Origin of the sequence: Pseudoalteromonas obscura (assembly GCF_030135505.1) — a bacterium.
Classification (GTDB): Bacteria; Pseudomonadota; Gammaproteobacteria; order Enterobacterales; family Alteromonadaceae; genus Pseudoalteromonas; species Pseudoalteromonas obscura.
This window is the reverse complement of sequence record NZ_JASJUT010000002.1, coordinates 406,649-425,981: the sequence shown is the minus strand read 5'-3', so window position 1 is coordinate 425,981 and position 19,333 is coordinate 406,649. Positions and strand designations below refer to the sequence as shown.

Annotated in this window: 10 protein-coding genes; 7 read left to right on the top strand and 3 right to left on the bottom strand. The window is 43.9% G+C overall.

What is annotated here, in order from left to right; genetic code table 11:
* Window positions 1-22 precede the first annotated feature (22 nt).
* Window positions 23-2,458, top strand: coding sequence for an ATP-dependent helicase HrpB (gene hrpB, locus QNM18_RS05990; RefSeq protein ID WP_284136659.1), 2,436 nt, complete (start codon window positions 23-25; stop codon window positions 2,456-2,458).
* 138 nt (window positions 2,459-2,596) lie between these two features.
* The gene (locus QNM18_RS05985; protein ID WP_284136658.1) at window positions 2,597-3,802 is read left to right on the top strand and encodes an MFS transporter; all 1,206 of its coding nucleotides are present in this window, start codon (window positions 2,597-2,599) and stop codon (window positions 3,800-3,802) included.
* 57 nt (window positions 3,803-3,859) lie between these two features.
* Here QNM18_RS05985 and QNM18_RS05980 read toward each other — a convergent pair whose 3' ends face one another.
* Window positions 3,860-5,575 (bottom strand): alkaline phosphatase D family protein, encoded by a 1,716-nt coding sequence (locus QNM18_RS05980; protein WP_284136657.1) that lies wholly within the window; start codon window positions 5,573-5,575, stop codon window positions 3,860-3,862.
* A 955-nt stretch (window positions 5,576-6,530) separates the two neighbouring features.
* On the opposite strand from QNM18_RS05980, the gene QNM18_RS05975 reads away from it, so the two are divergent.
* The gene (locus tag QNM18_RS05975) at window positions 6,531-7,175 is read left to right on the top strand and encodes a hypothetical protein (protein WP_284136656.1); all 645 of its coding nucleotides are present in this window, start codon (window positions 6,531-6,533) and stop codon (window positions 7,173-7,175) included.
* A gap of 402 nt (window positions 7,176-7,577) precedes the next feature.
* On the opposite strand, the gene QNM18_RS05970 is transcribed toward QNM18_RS05975, so the two are convergent.
* A complete protein-coding gene (locus QNM18_RS05970; protein ID WP_284136655.1) occupies window positions 7,578-9,110 on the bottom strand; it encodes a hypothetical protein in 1,533 nt (510 codons plus the stop codon).
* Window positions 9,111-9,258: 148 nt separating this feature from the next.
* A complete protein-coding gene (locus tag QNM18_RS05965) occupies window positions 9,259-9,954 on the bottom strand; it encodes an SOS response-associated peptidase family protein (protein ID WP_284136654.1) in 696 nt (231 codons plus the stop codon).
* Between the two features lie 122 nt (window positions 9,955-10,076).
* On the opposite strand from QNM18_RS05965, the gene imuA reads away from it, so the two are divergent.
* From imuA to QNM18_RS05945, 4 genes are all read left to right on the top strand, one after another.
* Window positions 10,077-10,781 carry a translesion DNA synthesis-associated protein ImuA gene (imuA, locus tag QNM18_RS05960; protein ID WP_211009735.1) on the top strand — a complete coding sequence of 235 codons (705 nt, stop codon included), beginning with the start codon at window positions 10,077-10,079 and terminating at the stop codon, window positions 10,779-10,781.
* Window positions 10,782-10,785: 4 nt separating this feature from the next.
* On the top strand, window positions 10,786-12,201 hold the full coding sequence (locus QNM18_RS05955) for a Y-family DNA polymerase (protein ID WP_284136653.1): 1,416 nt from the start codon (window positions 10,786-10,788) through the stop codon (window positions 12,199-12,201).
* Complete coding sequence (locus tag QNM18_RS05950; RefSeq protein WP_284136652.1) at window positions 12,201-15,269, top strand: error-prone DNA polymerase; 3,069 nt, start codon at window positions 12,201-12,203, stop codon at window positions 15,267-15,269. Before QNM18_RS05955 ends, QNM18_RS05950 begins: the two co-directional genes overlap by 1 nt.
* A 194-nt stretch (window positions 15,270-15,463) precedes the next feature.
* The gene (locus QNM18_RS05945; protein ID WP_284136651.1) at window positions 15,464-19,324 is read left to right on the top strand and encodes a two-component regulator propeller domain-containing protein; all 3,861 of its coding nucleotides are present in this window, start codon (window positions 15,464-15,466) and stop codon (window positions 19,322-19,324) included.
* The last annotated feature ends 9 nt before the right edge of the window (window positions 19,325-19,333 follow it).

Here is a 19,333-nt window from a genome sequence, read left to right as displayed (position 1 = left end):
TTTATATTTGCTTGAATTCACTGTGCTCCCAATTGAAGAAGTTTTTCCAAAGTTAGTTAAACAACTCGAACATCACGAAACGGTTCTCTTACAAGCGCCTCCGGGGGCTGGTAAGTCTACTTGGCTACCATTAAATTTAATGAAATCAGGCCAGTATCAGCGTATTGTGATGTTAGAGCCTCGCCGATTAGCGGCGCGTAATATTGCCCGCTATCTTGCAAGCCAAATTGGTGAGCCGCTAGGCCAGAGTATTGGTTTACGGATCCGTCAAGAAGTCAAAGTGTCGGCGCAAACTCGATTGGAAATTGTGACTGAGGGCATGTTGACTCGTATGATTCAGCAGGATCCGGAGTTGACGGGGATTGACTTACTCATTTTTGATGAATTTCATGAACGTTCTTTGTCTGCTGACACCGCATTGGCATTTGCACTGGAAACTCAGGCAGCACTGAGAGACGATTTAAAGATACTGGTGATGTCCGCAACCCTTGATAGCGAGCGCTATCAGGCATTTTTGCAATGTCCCATCATATGCTCTGAAGGGCGCAGTTTTCCTATCACGCATAAGTATGTACCACTAAAAGATGAAAGCCAGTGGTTGATGCAAATAGCCCCGGTGGTTCGCCAAGCAATTCAGGAAGAAAGTGGCAGTATTTTGGTCTTTTTACCTGGCCAAAAAGAAATCAGACAGGTAGCCAATACACTACATAGTGCCTTTGAAGGTGAGCCGAGCATTCATATTGCGGCTCTCTTTGGAGAGCAGGATAAATCTGCTCAGCAAGCGGCAATTGCCCCCGCACCAATTGGGGGGCGAAAAATCGTACTCACAACAAATGTGGCAGAGACATCTCTTACCATTGAAGGGATCCGTATTGTTATAGATTCTGGAAAACGTCGAGCAGCGGTATTTAACCTGAAAACAGGGGTAACGGAGCTTAAAACTGTGTCGATTTCGCGTGCATCAGCGGTACAGCGCGCAGGCCGGGCTGGGCGCATTGCGTCCGGAGTGGTATATCGGCTAGGTAGCCAAGCCCTATTTGAACGACGTGACGCCCATGATAAGCCTGATATTTTGAGCTCAGATATCAGTGGGCTGGTTTTAGAGTCTAAAGTGTGGGGAACCCAAGTATCAGAGTTGCCTTTGTTGGATATGCCAAGCGAGGCGCAGCTTAAGCAAGCACAGCAACTTTTAATGAACTTAGAGGCACTTGATAACCAAGGAAAACTGCAGCCGCTAGGGCAGCAAATGCAGCGTCTTGGTAGTGAACCGCGATTTGCACACATGTTGCTTAAAGTGAAGTCACTTGAAACTGAGTTACCAGGCATAACTCTATTGGCTTGTTACTTTATGGCGCTGCAAGATAGTCGGGTTAAGAGTGTACCAGAGCTGAGCTTAGCGCTTGGTCAGATGCATCATAATGCCCCAGCGGCATTCACTAAACAGTTAAAGTATTGGTGTAAACGGGCTGATATTTCTCATCAATCCGATGACTTAGCCGTTGAACACTTAGCAGTAGTAGTGGCATTGGCATACCCAGATAGGTTGGCAAAAAAACGCGGCAATGGGTTTGTACTGGCAAATGGTGCTGGCGTCAATGCACATAGTGAGTTTTGGCAAAGTGCTCCTTACCTTGCCATTGCTGAGCTGGGAGGGCATCAAGGGCAAAGTATTTTTAGCGCAACAGCCTTTGAACCTGACGAACTTGCTGACATTTTGCCCTATTTATTCTCACAAAAAACGGTGTGCGAATTTGACCAAAAGCAAGCCCAGTTTTTACATCAAGATAGAGTCTATTTGGGCCAGTGGATATTCAGTGCAAAACCAAGTAAATCGCCCCTTGATGAGGTTGCGAGAACTCAGGCATGGTGTTCAATCATAACTGAAAATGGCCTGTCCATATTTACCGGCTACTCCGACTGTGCTCAATTTATGATCCGTATGCAGTTGGCTGCAAAGTATTACCCAGAAGAGTTTCCAGCAAGTAGGGAAGAGGATTTAACAGCAGAATTATCCCAGTGGTTGGAGCCATTTTTAAGTGAGGTAAAGCAGTTTAGTCAATTGAAAAAGTTGGATTTAAAAAACGCGTTGTTGACACGCCTAGACTGGCAAAAACAGCAGCGCTTAAATGCACTTTTGCCTGAGCGTATTGCGGTTCCAAGCGGTTCACAGATCCGAGTGCAATATCAATTGGCAGGGCCAGCTCGCCTCGCGGTCAAAATGCAAGAAGTCTTTGGCATGCTGCAAAGCCCGCTGCTGTGTGAGGGCAACGTGCCTGTCTTGATGGAACTGCTATCTCCTGCGCAAAGGCCCTTGCAGCTGACGCAAGATTTAGCACATTTTTGGCAATCGAGTTATAAAGAGGTGCAAAAAGAAATGAAAGGGCGATACCCAAAACATTATTGGCCGGATGATCCTGCGACTGCGCAAGCGACCAATAAAGTAAAAAGCCGAATGTAGATGCTTGAAGCTTTAGCTGAGTGGCTCGAGGTAGGTGGAGTTGGTTTTGATATAAATAACAAAAACATCTTGACCTAAACCTAGCTTGAGGTTTTAGGCTGACCTGAAAAAGATACATAATAAAAACAGGATATTTAGATGGAACTCACTCAATTCTCTTCTCAGATCAGCCGGTTTACCCCGCTTGTATGGACTATGTTGCTAGGCAACTTTTTTGTCAGGGCTAGCTACTACATGGTATGGCCCTTTTTAGCGGTGATCCTGTATAACAAGTTTGCTTTGACAGCCACAGAGGTCGGAGTCCTGCTGACTGGTTCTGCCGTATTTGCCGTTTTACTTGGATTTTATACAGGCAACTTAGCAGATAGATTTGGCCGTTTTACCTTATTATACAGTGCTGTAGTCGTTGGCATTTTAGCATTTACAGCTCTGGCTTTGGCTGAGCAACTGTGGACTTTTTGCATTGCGGTCTTTTTTGCCTGCATGCCACGCACGTTATGGGATGCGCCGAGTAAAGCGTTGCTCAGTGATGAATTGAGTGACAGTCAAGACCGGGAGTTGGCACTGCACTTACTCTATTTTCTGGTGAATGTTGGTGCAGCAATTGGCCCTTTATTTGGTTTATGGGCAGGCCTTAACGGCGAGCAGTTTAGTTTTATCTACACTGCTTTTGCTTATCTCGTGCTGCTCTTAGCATTAATAGTGAAACAAGCTAGTGCCATGAAAGTTGAGCGAGATAGCGCACAAAACTCAGTACCTAGTTTTGGTGCATGGCTGCGTATTTTACGCCAGGATACGCGGTTTTTATGGGTATTGTTAGCAACATTTTTAGTTTACTTAGTATTTGGTCAAGGTGATTCGAGCCTAGTGCAATATTTAACACGTGCACAGGTGCCTGAGTTAGCAGTACTTATTTCTAGCCTGATCATTACTAACTCGCTGATCATTGTTATTTTTCAGTTCCCTTTGTTGCATGTGATGCGTGATTGGTCGATTCAATCTCGGCTTTACTGCGGAGGCTGGATTTTAATTCTGTCTCAGTTAATGATGGCGTTTAACCCTGTGAGCAGCTTTTGGGGATGGATTGGTGCTGTTGCGGTGTTGAGTTTTAGTGAAGCGATTATGTTTTCAAACATCAATATCTATATTGACCGAATGGCTCCTTCGCATTTAAAAGCCAGCTATTTCGGGGCCGCTGGTCTGTGCTCATTGGGATTTGCATTTGCACCTTTGTTGGGTGGTGTGCTGCTAGATTGGGGCAGTGGAACCACGCTGTTTATTGCTATGGCGATAGCGAGTTTAAAAGCCATCTATTTATACCGTTTGGCTGCTCGTAGCAATTAAAAGGCAGGCGACATTGAAAAGTAAAAGCGCGCTGTTGGCGCTTTTACTTTATGCATTTTAGAAGTTGATTATGGTGGACACCGCTTCTTCTTCTGTGGTTTGAATTGACAGTTTGATTTGCTTATTCTGCCAGTCAATATCGACCATTCCGTAATTACTACCTGATTTATTGATCAGGTGTCTATCGCTGGTGGTTAAATTGCTTACATTGCTGCTGACAATACCTACTTGCCCACTAGGTATGCTTGCACCGCTTGGTGCACAATTCCCCCACTCACCTGCAATCCCTTTGCCATTGTCATCCACTTTAGTGTAACACCAAGGTTGATCATGATCTTTGCTGGTGCAGCCTCTATAAGTGGTAATGCCGTAAGTGAATGGGAATTGACATTGCTGATTGTATTGTCCATTCCCCTTCGTGTCCGCGTAAACAGGTAAGCGTAATGGATTTTCAATATGGTATGGCCAATTTTGACCAAAGCCAGATGCGGTTACTTCATAGACCGTGACTGCTGAGCCATATTCGGTGCTAGCTGGAATAGTTTTTTGTAGTAGCTCACCCCAGTGTTGATCGCCGGAGAGGAATATCACAGCTTTAGTTTTACCTGAGTTAACCGACTTTTGTACAAGGCGAAGCAGTCGATTCCGCTCCATAGGGACTTCAGCCCACGATTCATAGCTGGTACCAGACATACCTGTCTCATTAAGCTCGGCAATAGCCTGCTCAAACTTTTTACCATCGCCATAGGCACAGTATTTGTCTCTACTTCTACCTTGATAGAGTGGTGGTAAAAATTGAATACCGCTGGCGATCAGCTTGATCTCAGAGGGTGTATCAAGCTGTTGCTCAAGCCACTGCCATTGCTGCTCTCCTAAAATGGTTGTTTTATCTCCTTCACAGGCTCCGTAGTTGTCAAATGTAGGCGAGCGAAAATAGCGAGCGTCTAATGTGATCACGTGGGTCCTTTCATTGCTGGGACCGAGCATCTTGGCTTCATAAATACCAGCTTGGGCATTGTGCCTTGGATCCTGTGAAGGAGCATCAAAGTGTCGAAGATATTCTTTTTGACTATTCACCCGTTGCGGGTAGTGTTTACCATCATTATTCGCGCCATAATCATGGTCATCCCAAGTGGCCATCACTGGGATTTTGGCCGCTAAAAACTTTTGGTAGTCAATATTACGCTTCTTGTCATCGTACTTCTGACGCATGGTGCTCATGTCAGTGGTATCAGCGTAAATATTATCGCCCAACCAAAGAAATAAATCGGGTTGGTGAGAAATAAGCTTTGCCAGTGCCTGTGGCATATCCCCTTTAGTTTTAAAGCAGGAGCCCAGTGCTACTCTGTCGAGTCTTTTACTTTGCTGAGGGTGGGTGTGTGTCAGTAGAGGTTCATTTTCGATGGTTGCACAGTTTTCCCAATTACCTTGGTCATCTATATAGCACCAAGGCGTATCTTGGTTGATAGTTGCGCAGCCAAAAAACTTTTCCCCTTGATACTGTGAAGGTGTTTGACACAGCTTTCCTGAAATTGTTTTGAATTTGGGAATAGTCTCGGTGCGTACATGCCCCCAAGTTTGTCCATCAACGGCTTGTTTTAAATAACACCATTGGCTGTTGCTGTTGTTTTTATCGGTTGTGCCTTGATAGTGGGTAGTTTGATAACTAAACGAAGACTGACATTGTTCGTAAGGGACTTCTGGCGCAGCGTATGTGTGATATGCGGTACCACTTAACAGAGCTGCTGTTAGTATATAGCTTGTTTGTTTCATTGGTATTCCTATTATTTCTTACTGTTCCTCCCTGTGAATTGTGCCTTTTGCGTAACTGGGCGAGTGTGCTTCCTGCTGAACGAAAGCAGTGTATTTCCTATAAATGAAACGCAGTTGTCAAAAGCATGGCAAAATTATGTCTAATGTCACTGTCGCGCCGTAATTGGCTGGGTTTTTAAGAAGAGTTTGGTTTATAAGTTAATGAAATAAGAGGTTTTTATTATTATATTTATATTCTTTCTCAATTTCCTAATTTATCCACAGTTTACTTGCACTTGTACCTGATATTGGCTATTTTGAACTGGTAATTGTATTTTCCGCATACAACTACAAGGCTACGGACAAAAAGGATTTTGCAATGAAGTTAAAACTAAAAACCATAAAGCTCACGTAATAGAGCAACAGGAGAGTTGACTTGCCAGCTAACGGTAAACGTTCGCTTGGCAGAGGCGTTAGTTGCACAATTTATGTCGGTAGTTGTGGCATGGAGCATTCAAAATAAGTTGATCTCCGGCGACAATATTTGAAATTTGCTAAGTAAAAAGCGGAGCCTATGGCTCCGCTTTTTGTTTTATTACACCGTCATAAATAAGTGATTTTGAGCTATGTGATATTTGCCAATTATTTAATGCTATTTCAATACATTAATAAGAAATTATCAACATTGACCGTTGCGGAGGCATAGCTTGGGTTATGTAAAGTGATATAGGTATTTCGATAGCGCGGGGTTGAGCGAGCAATAAGTAATCTGTCTTGTTGAGTCTAGGCGCGTAATGGTTATTATTATCGGAGTTAGTTTTTGCTGCATATTGGCACATGCTCAAGATACTCAAAGTACAGAAGAAATGAACAATATAAACATGCGCAACTTTTATGGTTCTTAACGACACTGAATTAGTCTTTTGAATGGTTTATTGAGGACTGCAAGGTTTTTTCAATTATCAAGGAGTTTTTTATGAAGGGAATAGTCATCACTATTTCAATTGCTTTTGCGATAACGTCTTTTGTTTTTATTTATAACTCAACGCCTGAGGCTACTCCCCAGCAATACACAGAGGATGCTACTGGTGAGAGCTTGAAACAACAAATCACACACTCTGTTGATGATATGGCTGTGGTTGCTTCTTCACCCCAAACCCCAAACATAAATGACAATGAAGCGATTGATCATGATGAAGTAAGCAGTCAAGACCTAAAAGCAACCGTATTTGATCAACGCTTTCTAATTGGTGAACATCAATTTCCAGCTGTTTCAAAACAAACGATTGATGATGTTTTTGCAAACGATTTTCAGGAATTATTCAATGAAATGCGCAACGTTGAATACACAGAGCAAGCTGAAGAAAGGAAAATAGCTTTGGAAAACAAACTGCTGACAGTAGAGAGTATAACGAGTTATGAACTGGAGTGTGCGGCCAGTGTGTGTGCCCTAGAGTTTTCATATAGTGGCGATGACTCAGAAAACCAATTTGCTCACATCGCTGAGTTTGCCAAAAACTATAGCTTCGAACAATATAAGAACGTACCGGATAACGAAGATAAAGTGAGGGCAGTCTATATTGCAACTGATGATCCATCAAAGTTACAGTTCTCATTTTAAAACAGTATTTTAAAATGTTGAGTAGGTAGGGACGCGGTGCCCTGCCAAAACTGAATGTGGTCAGTCTCATAAGTACCAAATCCCTAGAATGATTGAATAGACTCTGTGGCTCGATTGATCATGACTTAGGCAGTCACCTCAATCACATTTGTTACTTATTTGCGCTTAGTACAGCTGGTTTGACGGAGGTGTAACTTCGGTACAACCTATCTTGGTACTTTCTAACTTAGCACATAATCATATATCTGTTTGTGGGAGCGTCATGCCAGCGCAATTGGAGTGAATACAGCTTGCAGAGGTGCGCCAGCCTCTGAAATCGCGTTTGCTAAACAAAAAGTGGAGCCTATGGCTCCGCTTTTTGTTTTTTCACATCGTGATAGTAAGTGATGTGATATTTGCCAATTATTTAATGCTATTCCAATATTTTAATGAGAAGTTATCAACATTGACTGTTGCGGAGGCATTACTAAATGACCTTACTCGGACTAAAAAGCGATAGAGTTGCTTGTTGTCATCAAGTGGGTATATTTCATCCACTTGGAAGCTGCCTTTACCTAAAGTCCGAGTTTCACAAAATGACTCAAGTTCGCCACCTCGGTAGTAGACATCGGTACATACTTGGAGTGGTTCACCATATTCAGCCTCAGTGACATTGAGATCTAACATAGTATGAATTTGTGTCGCGTAGGCATCATAGCTCCAAGGGAAAAAGTAAGAATAGCTTGCTTGGCGCCAAGGAGAAATGGCCATCTTTAGGCTTTGCTCACCGTACAGAGGAGTATCTTGATTGAGAGAAATCGAGACTTGATCAGGGTAACGCGTGGTAAATTCGACATTGCCTGACTCATAATCATTACGTACTTGATAAGCTGCACCTTCGACTTCTGTAGCCGCACTATACATGTCTATATTGTCAATCAATATGACACCGCTTGCCTCAATATCAAAAGCGATAGAAGTGATCAGTGCTGTGTAGTAGTCATCGCTGAAATCTAACATCAGCGGGACAAGCTTACGCTCGTTCGGAGCTAATACTAGAGTGTTGTAGTTGGCAATTGTATTAGCTGCGCCCGAAAGCTCTTTGGTGAAGTCAGTGCGGCCTGAGAATGTGATTGTACGAGGCTCACTACTTGGGTTATGCAATGTGACATAGGTTGCAAGGTAGTTATGTGTAGAGTGAGCCATGAAAAGGCCGCTCGTTTTGTTGAATTTCAGTCTGTGGCGCCCAGAATCATCGGCATTGACCTGTATTGCATATTGTCCACTGTCAGTGTGATGATTTACCACAGAAGGGTTGCCAGAAAAGTACCGGTCAAGCTCAGTTTGGGTTGCTGAATCAGAGCTGCCATCGATTGTTAAGTGTGTAATTGCCGTGCTTGCTTCGCCTTTATTTTCACCGAGTGATGCTTCTATATTGTCAAAAATAACAGGCATTTCCTCAAGCAAATGGGTACTCCACTGAGCCGTCACATTGGTGATTTTTTTGCCCTTTGGCAGGGTCGTTTTGAAATCAAATGAATGTATGCTGTCGGCTTGTGGTGGTACTATGTGGCCGTCCGAGTTGTACACGACCATTTGGCTGCCGTCATCGAACTCAATTAAGAATGATGTATAGAAATAGAGGTTTTGCGCATATTGTGCATGAGCAAGCTCAGGTAGCTTGATATCATAACTGACTTTGAAAGGGGTTGATTGAGAAAATGTTTGATTGATTGCGAATGTGCGTTGGATCTCAAAGTGGCTTTGCGCATTCACTTGTAGACTGTAATTTCCCGATATTGGATATTGATTGCTTTGTCCTATGGAAGTGATATCGCCGTAATTGATCTCAATTCCCTCAGATGAGCGTTCAAAATCTAGCTGTGCGATTGGCTGAGCATAGGCTTGACTTGCAAATAGGCCTGCCAAAGCAAGTACTAAAGACTTAACTTTCATATTCCTTTCCTTATTTAGTTGTAATTTCGCTGTTTTTGTCGGTAGGTTGAATAAAATATTTAGCTCTATTTTTAATAAAACAATAAAATACTAATTTAGTATTAAGTTTTTTACTGTGCTTGCCTATTTCATGAGCTGTTTGTAACAGCTACTGATCTTGCGGAATAATCACTTCTGGTCCTATGGGGCTATAACGGCTCGGTTTATCAATTTGTTGTGCAATTAATGTTTGGGGCAAATATGGCGTCAGTAAGGGCGTGAAGTGTGCCACGTTATGGTAAGTATCATCCAACCATTGATCTAGTAACCTCGGCTGTTGAGGTAAAATAAATGGGCTGGCTTTATCGTGGTATGGCGCAAGCTTTGGGTGCGGCGAAAGCGTAATGATTGAGCAGGAAAATATCTGCTCTTTGGTAACTGGATGATGCCACTTTTTATACAGACCTGCGAAACACAGTGCCGCATTGTGTGCATGAAAATCATAATAATGTAATGGCTTTCCATTTTTATATTGTGTCTCTCCAAACCCTTTTGCAACCACAATACAGCGCTGGTGTCGAAATGGGTGATATGCGGCACTGGTTGTGACATTGAGTTTGTCGTAGCGGCTATTGAACGAGGTATATTTAGAGGGCTTAAAGCCCGTTTCAGTTTGTGCTAGTAACAACCACCAAGTTGCGCCAGTTACTTTACGCTGATTATTTTCTTGATAGATGATACTCACTTTATCTGTTGCTCGTTTAAAGCGTGAGAACTGCATTTTCTCTATTGGGTTTTCGATGCCCAAGTCTAATAAAATTTGGATCACAAAGGGGTCATCTGTGATGTTAAGTCTGCCACACATATGCTTGTCACCTACATTAATGTATCCGCTATGACAAATATAGTTCAGCCAATACGGACGATAAACTTGCACTTTTGAAATCGATCAATGATACTGTATATATATACAGTGAATTGTGTGATATGGCTAATTTAATCGATTTCTTACAGCATCAGAACCTTGTTTGGCAAGGGACTGATAATGCACCGCTGACTCAGCGCTTAGTTGAAAAAGTAAGTACTGGGTATGATGTGCTTGATGCACACCTTGATGGTGGTTTCCCTATGCCTGGTGTGGTGGATATAAAAAGCCACACGGGAGTGGGGGAAGTGCGTTTACTGCTACCTTATATTCGCTCGCAATCGCGCCTATGCGTCATGATAAACCCGCCAGCTTGTATCAATGCCCATGCGCTTGTACATCAGGATGTTATGACTGAACTTGTATGGGTGATCTCGACTAGCACTTGCCAAGAAGCACTATGGGCGGCAGAGCAGTGTTTAAAGAGTGGAGCTTGCGGCAGCGTATTGTTATGGCATCGAGATCTGCAAGTACATCAGGTGAAACGTTTATTACTGAGCGCTCAAACGGGAAAAAGTTTGTGTTGTTTGTTACGTAACGATGTTTCTCAATTTGGTTCTCTGCCTGTGAGTTTATGCTTGCAGCTCGAGCCTGGTATTGACGGGCTTAAAATTAAGGTGAATAAATTACGCGGTGGTTGGGCGAAACCCCAATTAACCCTACCTTGGAGATTATTATGGCCCCTTGTGATAGCGCAGACTGAGCAAAAGGCTCCTGAAGCCCAAGTGTTACCTTTTTTACAGCCACAGCGCCGCGCGAGCAGGTAGGGTTATGGCTCTTTGGCTCTATTTACACTTTCCTCAGCTGCAATTGGACAACCTGCATGCTCAAGGTATGCAAGTGCCCCCGACCATTATCGTTTCAGGTAAAAATCACAGCGTCATACAGTTGAATCGGTCAGCTCAGCAGCTTGGGGTGCGCAAAGGTATGGGATTAGGTGCTGCTGCGGCGATGAGTTCGTCGTTATGTGTGCATGAATACAGTGAGGTATATACGCAAAAGCGTTTAATTGAGTTGGCTCAATGGCTCTATTTAGACACTGCTGAAATACACTTATCAGAACCTGAAGGACTATTGCTAAAAGTGTCGAGTATGCTGTCTTTACATCAAGACTTAGGCCGTTACTGGCAAGTTATTCAAACTCGACTTGAAACACAGCATGTGCATTATCATTTTAGCTTAGGCTATTCGCCTATTGCGGCACAGCTGCTGGCACAGAATCAGTTTGACAGCTTGAGTCAGAACCGTGAACAACTCATGAAGCAGTTAGGCAAGCTGCCAATCAATACTTTGGCGTTGACGAATCAGCAACAACAAAAGCTAACGCGTGTAGGCGTGAAAACAGTACAGGCCTTATTAGATATTCCATTGGTGGAGCTCGGTAAACGATTCGATACGGCATTAGTACATTATGTTGGGCGTTTACAGGGTAAGCTGCATCACCCGATCACCTTTTATCAGCCGCCTGAAGTATTTGAACGTCATGTAACCTTATTGTATGAAATAGAGAACCTCGACTTTTTAGCCCGCCCATTACTCAAACTGCTTGTGCAACTAGAACAGTTTTTGCGGCTGCGCAATAAGCTGACTCAGGCCATAGAGTTAACATTTTATCAGCGTGATTGTGACGCATTGCAATTGAGTGTAGGGAGCGCACAAGGGGAGTATCGAGCAGATAAATGGCAAGCTTTGTGTCAGCTTGTACTAGAGCGCACTCAGCTCTCAGCTCCTTTACAAGCTGTGGCATTAAAAGTGCCGATACTCTGTGAACCGCAAACATTGGCAGATGATTTATTCTCTGAACGTATTGGCACAATGACAGCTGCGGGTTTATTGAGTACTTTACAGGCAAAATTAGGCGAAGAGGCCGTGCAAGGGATCCAACCAATGGCCGATGCTCGTCCCGAGCACGCAACAGGTCGAGTTGAGCCATTAGTGCACGCTAAACGCACAACAGTACCAGAGCAAAAACCACCGTTATGTAGGCCTAATCTGTTGTTACCTCGCGTGCAGCCTTTACAGTGCAAAGTGATACTACTACAAGGCCCTGAGAGAATCGCAACAGGGTGGTGGGATGGTCATGAAGTTGAGCGCGATTATTTTGTGGCACAAGATGAAAACTATCGGCGCCTATGGGTTTTTAGAGATCGGCAGCAGCGTTGGTTCATGCATGGGATATTTAGTTAATGCAGTACGCAGAGCTTTTTTGCCAGAGCAATTTTTCATTTTTGACAGGGGCGTCACACCCAGAAGAGTTGGTTAAACAAGCCCACTTTTTTGGCTACTCAGCACTGGCTATTACCGATGAGTGCTCTCTTGCTGGTATTGTGCGTGCGCATACCTTGATAAAAGATGAAGAGCTGGACTTAAAATTGATTGTCGGCAGCGTTTTTCGTTTGGAGTCTCTACAAGTGGTTTTACTTTGCCCAAATAAAAAGGCTTATAGCGAATTGTGTCGCGTGATCAGCAATGCCCGACGGCGGGCTGACAAAGGTGAGTATGCTCTTGAAAAGTGGGATTTGTTATCTGTAAAACACTGTTTGATAATTTGGTTACCGCAGGGGGAAGTTGAGGATGAAAACTGGGGGACTTGGCTCTCTCGACATCATGCCTCACGTGTTTGGATAGGGATACAGCGAAATTTAAGTAATCAAGAAAAACAATACCTGCATCATTGTGAAACATTGGCTCAGCAGCTGCATTTTCCAATTTGTGCCGTGGGCGCAGTGCTTATGCACAGTGCTCAGCGTATCCGTCTCCAGCATGTACTGACTGCCATCAGTCAGAATCAAAGTGTTGAGCAAGTTAAAGCCCAGTTGCTGAGCAATTGTGAGCGAGCAATGCGCTCAAAAGATAAAGTCAGCAAAATATTTAAGCCACCTTGGGTCACAGAGTCATTGAAGATTGCAAAGCTGTGCACCTTTAATTTAGATGAGTTGCGTTACCAATACCCCAGTGAGTTAGTGCCACAAGGCCAAACAGCAATGCAATATTTAAGATCTTTGGTAGCAAAAGGCATACAGCGCCGTTTTACTGAAGGAGTCCCTGATGATATAGCCAAGACTATCGAAAAGGAGTTGAGCTTAATTGAAGAGCTGGACTATCCCTACTTTTTTTTGACAATTTACGACATTGTGATGTTTGCCAAAAAGCAGGGAATTCTCTATCAAGGAAGAGGTTCCGCGGCCAATTCTGTGGTGTGTTACTGCCTAGAAATTACAGCTGTTGATCCTCGTCAAGTTGCCGTTTTGTTTGAACGCTTTATCAGTCGAGAGCGCAACGAACCGCCTGATATCGACGTTGACTTCGAACATCAAAGGCGCGAAGAGGTGATCCAATATATTTATCAAAAGTATGGCCGCAAACGCGCTGCATTGGCTGCTACGGTAATTACCTATCGTTTTAAAAGTGCGGTGCGCGATGTGGGAAAGGCGCTTGGGATCAGTGAGTCGCAATTGGTCTACTTTATTAAAAACGTAAATCGACGTGATCGAGGTTTGAACTGGCAAGCGCAAATTGTTGAGTTGGGCTTAGAGCCCGGTTCCTTAAAAGGTGCGCAGTTTATCGAGTTGGTCAATGAAGTCATGGGGTTCCCGCGTCATTTGTCGCAGCATGTCGGTGGTTTTGTGATTTCAGCAGGGCCGCTACATGACTTAGTGCCAGTTGAAAATGCCGCAATGCCAGAGCGTACAGTGATCCAGTGGGATAAAGACGATTTAGAAAGCCTTGCTCTGCTAAAAGTGGATGTGCTGGCTTTGGGTATGCTCAGTGCTATTCGTAAAACATTTGAACTGGTTGAGCAACATACGGGGCGAAGCTTGAGCATTGCGCAGTTAACCCGATTACAAGATGACCCAAAAGTGTACGACATGATTCAAAAAGCAGATACTGTGGGGGTATTTCAAATTGAGTCTCGTGCACAAATGAGCATGCTACCTCGTTTAAAACCTCAGTGTTATTATGATTTGGTTATTCAAATAGCCATTGTGAGACCGGGACCAATTCAAGGTGATATGGTGCATCCATTTTTGAAGCGGCGCAGTGGTGAGGAGCCTGTTACCTACCCTTCCGAGGCTGTGAAGTCAGTACTGGAGCGCACCTTAGGGGTGCCAATATTTCAAGAGCAGGTCATTAAGCTGGCGATGGTTGCTGCTGGGTTTTCGGGAGGGGAAGCCGATAAACTCAGACGTGCGATGGCGTCTTGGAAAAAGACCGGTGAGTTGATGCAATTTAAAGAAAAGCTACTCAACGGCATGACTCAAAGAGGGTACGATAGTCAATTTGCAGAGCGTATTTTTGAGCAGATCTGTGGGTTTGGAGAGTATGGCTTTCCCGAGAGTCACTCCGCTTCATTTGCCGTATTAGCGTATGCATCGTCTTGGCTTAAGTACTATTATCCGGCGATGTTTTACACCGCATTACTCAATAGTTTACCTATGGGGTTTTACAGTGCTTCACAGCTACTTCAAGATGCTAGGCGCCACAATGTGCCTGTCTTACCTGTATGTGTGAACCACTCTCGCTATGAGCATTTCATATGCCAAGTTGAAGGGCTGTGGGCTATTCAGTTAGGCTTTAGGATTATTAAGGGACTTAATCAAAATACCGCAATACTCATAGCTGATAAACGTCCTGAGCAGGGGTTTGCAAGTGTACGGTGTTTGTCTGAATTAGGTGTGGAGAAAGCGGCACTCGAACGCTTGGCATCTGCAAATGCGCTGTCTTGTTTTAGCGATGATAGATATGCAGCTCGCTGGCAGCTGATGGAACAAGAGTCTACTTTGCCCCTTTTTAATGCGCTGCCATATGATCAGGTGCCCTCTATTCAATCGCCAGATGCGTTTGAAGATTTATTAGAGGACTACGCCGCGACAGGGGTTACGCTTAACCAACACCCGATCTCCTTGCTTGATGAGGCCGAAATGCTTGGTGCATTTACACGGATGACAGATTTAAGTAAAAAAACACACAAAAGTTTGGTGACGGTGATAGGTGTTGTGACGGGGAAGCAATCCCCTGGAACAGCTGCAGGCGTGACGTTTTTCACGCTAGAGGATGACACAGGCAATATTAACGTGGTGGTATGGGCAGGCACTGCTAGAGCACAAAAGCAGGCTTACCTAGGCGCGACATTATTAGAAGTAAAAGGGATTATTGAAAAAGAAGGGGATGTAATCCATGTTATTGCTGGACGCTTAATTGACCGCAGTGAGTTGCTACGAGGGTTTGATGCTAAATCACGAAACTTTCATTAAATGGCAGTGTTAGGCTAGAGCATTCTAAACGCACTTGAGTGCTGTCGCTTACTGTAACTGTGCTAATCCCGGTTGTGTTTACCTCACTTCGCAGGTACGCTCTGGTTTCTTTCCAAGTTTTCATCCCTTACCTATACTGAAAGCCTAGATGCACTTTATTTGTTTGAACTTTTTAATCGGATATCGTAGTGAACATGTCTTTGCTCATTCGGTTTATCGCTTATTTAATTGCTGCACTGTGTTTGTATGTGCCGCTTCAAGGGATAGCGAATCATCACGCAGAATCTAAACACCGCTTTTTTGAATTAGGGGAACTCATCTTTCAGCATGTCGGCGACAGTGAAAAAATACCCAAAGGGGTTGTCACAGCTATGGTGCAGGATCAGCAAGGGTTTATTTGGATAGGCACACAATTTGGTTTAGTACGTTATGATGGCTATCGTTTTAAACGCTTTGAGCACACCCCAGATAATCCTTATTCACTACCGGGCAATTTTATTCGCGCATTATGGGTAGGTGCAAAAGGGCGGATTTGGATTGGCACATTTTCCGATGGCATGACGGTATTTGACCCAACGACCAACCAGTTTCAGCACTTCAAACACCATGTGGACAAGACAAATAGTCTGTCTAACAACAATATTCGAGCAGTTACAGGAGATAAAGATGGCAACATCTTTGTGGCAAGCAATGATGGGTTAAATCATATAAATAGTCATACTGGCGAGGTAACAAGGTTAAACAATATTTCCGGGTGTGATTTGCCTTTTCAAACCGCGCGAATACGCTCACTACTTATTGAGCAAAAACAGGTTCTTTGGGTTGGTACTCAGTTGGGCTTATGCCGCATAACACTACCAGATGCACAATTGAACCAGAAATCTCTGTTATCCGGAAAAACATACTCACAGTTCAATGACAAAAACGTGTACCGCCTCTATCTAGCTCAAGATAAGGCTGTTTGGGTTGGTACAACAGATCATGGTGCAGCACGTATTGATCAAGAAACTTTTCAGATTAATTGGCTAGAACATCAACCAAACAATGAGAAATCACTGAGTCATCATTGGGTCAATGGGATAGTGCAGCCAAGTGCTGATGAAATTTGGCTCGCTACATCCGGCGGAGGTATTACCGTTGTTGATGCGACATCAACCGATGTAATACGTCATATTCGCCATGAACCTTTAAATGAATATAGCATTGCACTAGATACAATGGGAGCGATGTTAGTAGATGATTCGGGCGTGGTGTGGGTGGGCACTTGGGGCGCAGGCGTGAGCCGATACAACCCGAAAAATGGTGCATTCAGAACATTTGTGCGTCATCTTGAACGACCTAATTCATTGAGCCATAGCGATATAAAAGGTTTTGCTGAGCTGGACAATGGTCAAATTTGGGTGGGCAATGCTCAATCAGGCATCGATATTATAGATCCTAGTGTTGGCGTCATTGGCGGGTTTCGTCCCGAGCCAGACAACCCGCAGGCACTGGCTGATGGCTATGTCAGAGTGATGCTGCAAACCCGAGATGGCAGTGTATGGGCAGGGACTACCAACAAAGGATTACACCGATTTGATTTTACAAAGGGGCGCTTCTACCGCTACATGATACCGGAAGGGTTGCCTAGTATTCAGATCGTAACCCTGTTCGAAACGCCACAAAATAGGCTATGGGTTGGCACCGGAGAAGGGGTTGCCCTAGTAAACACATTAACTCAAAAAGTAGAGACCCTGTCGGCGTTTAGTGGGCACGAATTGCTCATGGGTAAATCGATATTAAACTTTGCTTATGACCATGCGAATCGCCTTTGGGTTGGTACACGTAATGGCCTATTAGTCATTTTTCTTGACGATAAAAAAGTGATTGAAGTGAGTGCTGAGGCTGGTACAACAGACAGTTTATCTGATAACTATATCAATAGCTTATTGATAGATAACAAGCAAAGGTTAGTGGTTGCCACACCTCATGGACTAGATCGTTTAGTGCATTTTGACGGACTTTACGCCGAGTTTGAGTCTCTTAATGAGTTGGCTGGTAGACCTGCCGGTACGGCGGGAAATCTACTGGAAGATGCGCAGGGGAGGTTGTGGAATGGCTATGGTTGGCTGGATCCCGAGAAGCGCACATGGCAGAACCTCACAAATGCTGATGATTGGGATATAGGCACTATGTGGACAGGTTCATATACTAAATTGCGCGACGGTACCATGTTGTATGGGGGAACCAAAGGGATCCTAATACTGCGCCCTGATCGTTGGCAAAGTTGGCAGTATCAGCCAAAACTGGTGATCAGTGAGCTGGAAGTTGACAACCTAACAGTGCCAGTTCCTAATCAGTTGCAGTTACCGGCATCGACCAAAAGCTTTTCCATAGAGTTTTCAGCATTGGATTTTACCTTTCCAGAACGAAACCAGTATGCGTACAAACTTCAAGGTTATGACGAAGATTGGATTTATACAGATGCGTCAAAGCGACGTATCACTTATACACGGCTTCCTCCGGGTCGTTATCATTTGCATATAAAGGGAACTAATCGCAAAGGGGTTTGGAGCCAGCATCAAATAGATTTAAGCATTGTGCAACAGCCTAAGTGGTTTGAAACAACCTGGTTTAAACTGTCGTTACTGCTACTTATTATCGGTGCTTTTTATGGCTTTTATCGCTGGCGAGTACGAGGCTTGAAGACGCAGCAAGTGGCATTGGACAGGCTTGTGCAATCACGTACCGAAAATATTTCTATGTTGGGCACTATAGGCCAAGAGATCACCTCGACATTGCAGTTAGACTCGGTGCTAGAGCGGGTGTATAAACACGTCAATGAGTTAATGAATGCGGATGTTTTTGTGATCGGTATTTTGGATCCACCTCGTCAGCGCATACTTTGCCAATTGGCCATAGAGCAAGGAAAAAAATTACCTTCATTTGAATATGTGCTGACAGATAAACGTCGCCCTGCGGTGTGGTGTATCAACAACCAAAAGGAACTGGTAATCAATCAAATCGAAGAGCTAAATCGCTATGTTGAGGATTTGGCTCCACCTGTAAGTGGTGCCAGTACAGAGTCCCTGATCTACTTACCCTTGATTATTGATAAGCAAGTGTTGGGCTGTCTTACCGTACAGAGCTTTAAGCCATCAGCTTTTAATGACAACGATGTACAAATGCTTCGCACCATTGCCAACTACACAGCCATTGCGCTTGCCAATGCGGAGTCTGTAGAAAAGTTGGCGTCTACATTCGAGCAGCTTAAAGATGCTCATGACAACCTTAAACAGACACAAGAACAATTAATACAACAAGAGAAAATGGCGGGTCTTGGGCGTCTTGTATCAGGTGTTGCACATGAAATAAATACCCCTCTAGGGATCGGAATTACGGCGAGTTCTCATGCCGTGAAAGAATTAAAGGAGTGTCACGATTTGTTTGATAGTAACAAGCTTACAAAAACCAAACTGCAGTCATTTATTGAAGTAATGACAGAGAGTTTACTGCTGTTAGAATCGAATCTGACACGGGCCGCACAGTTGGTTAAAAACTTTAAACAAGTCGCTGTAGATCAGTCAATTGAGGAGCTAGGTGAGGTTAACCTTGGACAATATTTAGAGGATATTCTGATGAGCTTAAAACCAAAGTGGAAGCACACAGATATCACTCTCAATACGCAATTTTCCGATGACATTGTATTTTCAACTTATCCTGGAGCCATTGCACAGATCCTCACAAACTTGGTTGAAAACGCAGTAAAACATGGTTTTGATGAAGGAAAGCAGGCGGGAGTGATTGAAATCAGTTTGGTGCGTACAGACACTCATATCGAATGGACCTTCACCGATAGTGGTAAAGGCATGAATAACGAAACACTCAAAAAGGTGTTTGACCCGTTTTACACCACTCGGCGCAGCGCTGGTGGTACAGGGTTAGGCATGCATATAGTCTACAATATTGTTACTCAGAAGCTGCAAGGCGAGATTAGTTGTTTCAGCGAGCCAGAGCAGGGTTGTCGATTTACTATTCGACTGCCCATTCATGGCTCGGTAGAAAAGAAGGATTGATAGTCAATA

Bases quoted from the DNA above. Each gene is read 5' to 3' on its own strand.
- QNM18_RS05975 (WP_284136656.1), top strand. From the start codon at position 6,531: ATGAAGGGAATAGTCATCACTATTTCAATTGCTTTTGCGATAACGTCT.
- QNM18_RS05955 (WP_284136653.1), top strand. From the start codon at position 10,786: ATGGCTCTTTGGCTCTATTTACACTTTCCTCAGCTGCAATTGGACAAC.
- QNM18_RS05980 (WP_284136657.1), bottom strand. From the start codon at position 5,575: ATGAAACAAACAAGCTATATACTAACAGCAGCTCTGTTAAGTGGTACC.
- QNM18_RS05970 (WP_284136655.1), bottom strand. From the start codon at position 9,110: ATGAAAGTTAAGTCTTTAGTACTTGCTTTGGCAGGCCTATTTGCAAGT.
- QNM18_RS05950 (WP_284136652.1), top strand. From the start codon at position 12,201: ATGCAGTACGCAGAGCTTTTTTGCCAGAGCAATTTTTCATTTTTGACA.
- QNM18_RS05985 (WP_284136658.1), top strand. From the start codon at position 2,597: ATGGAACTCACTCAATTCTCTTCTCAGATCAGCCGGTTTACCCCGCTT.
- imuA (WP_211009735.1), top strand. From the start codon at position 10,077: ATGGCTAATTTAATCGATTTCTTACAGCATCAGAACCTTGTTTGGCAA.
- QNM18_RS05965 (WP_284136654.1), bottom strand. From the start codon at position 9,954: ATGTGTGGCAGACTTAACATCACAGATGACCCCTTTGTGATCCAAATT.
- QNM18_RS05945 (WP_284136651.1), top strand. From the start codon at position 15,464: ATGTCTTTGCTCATTCGGTTTATCGCTTATTTAATTGCTGCACTGTGT.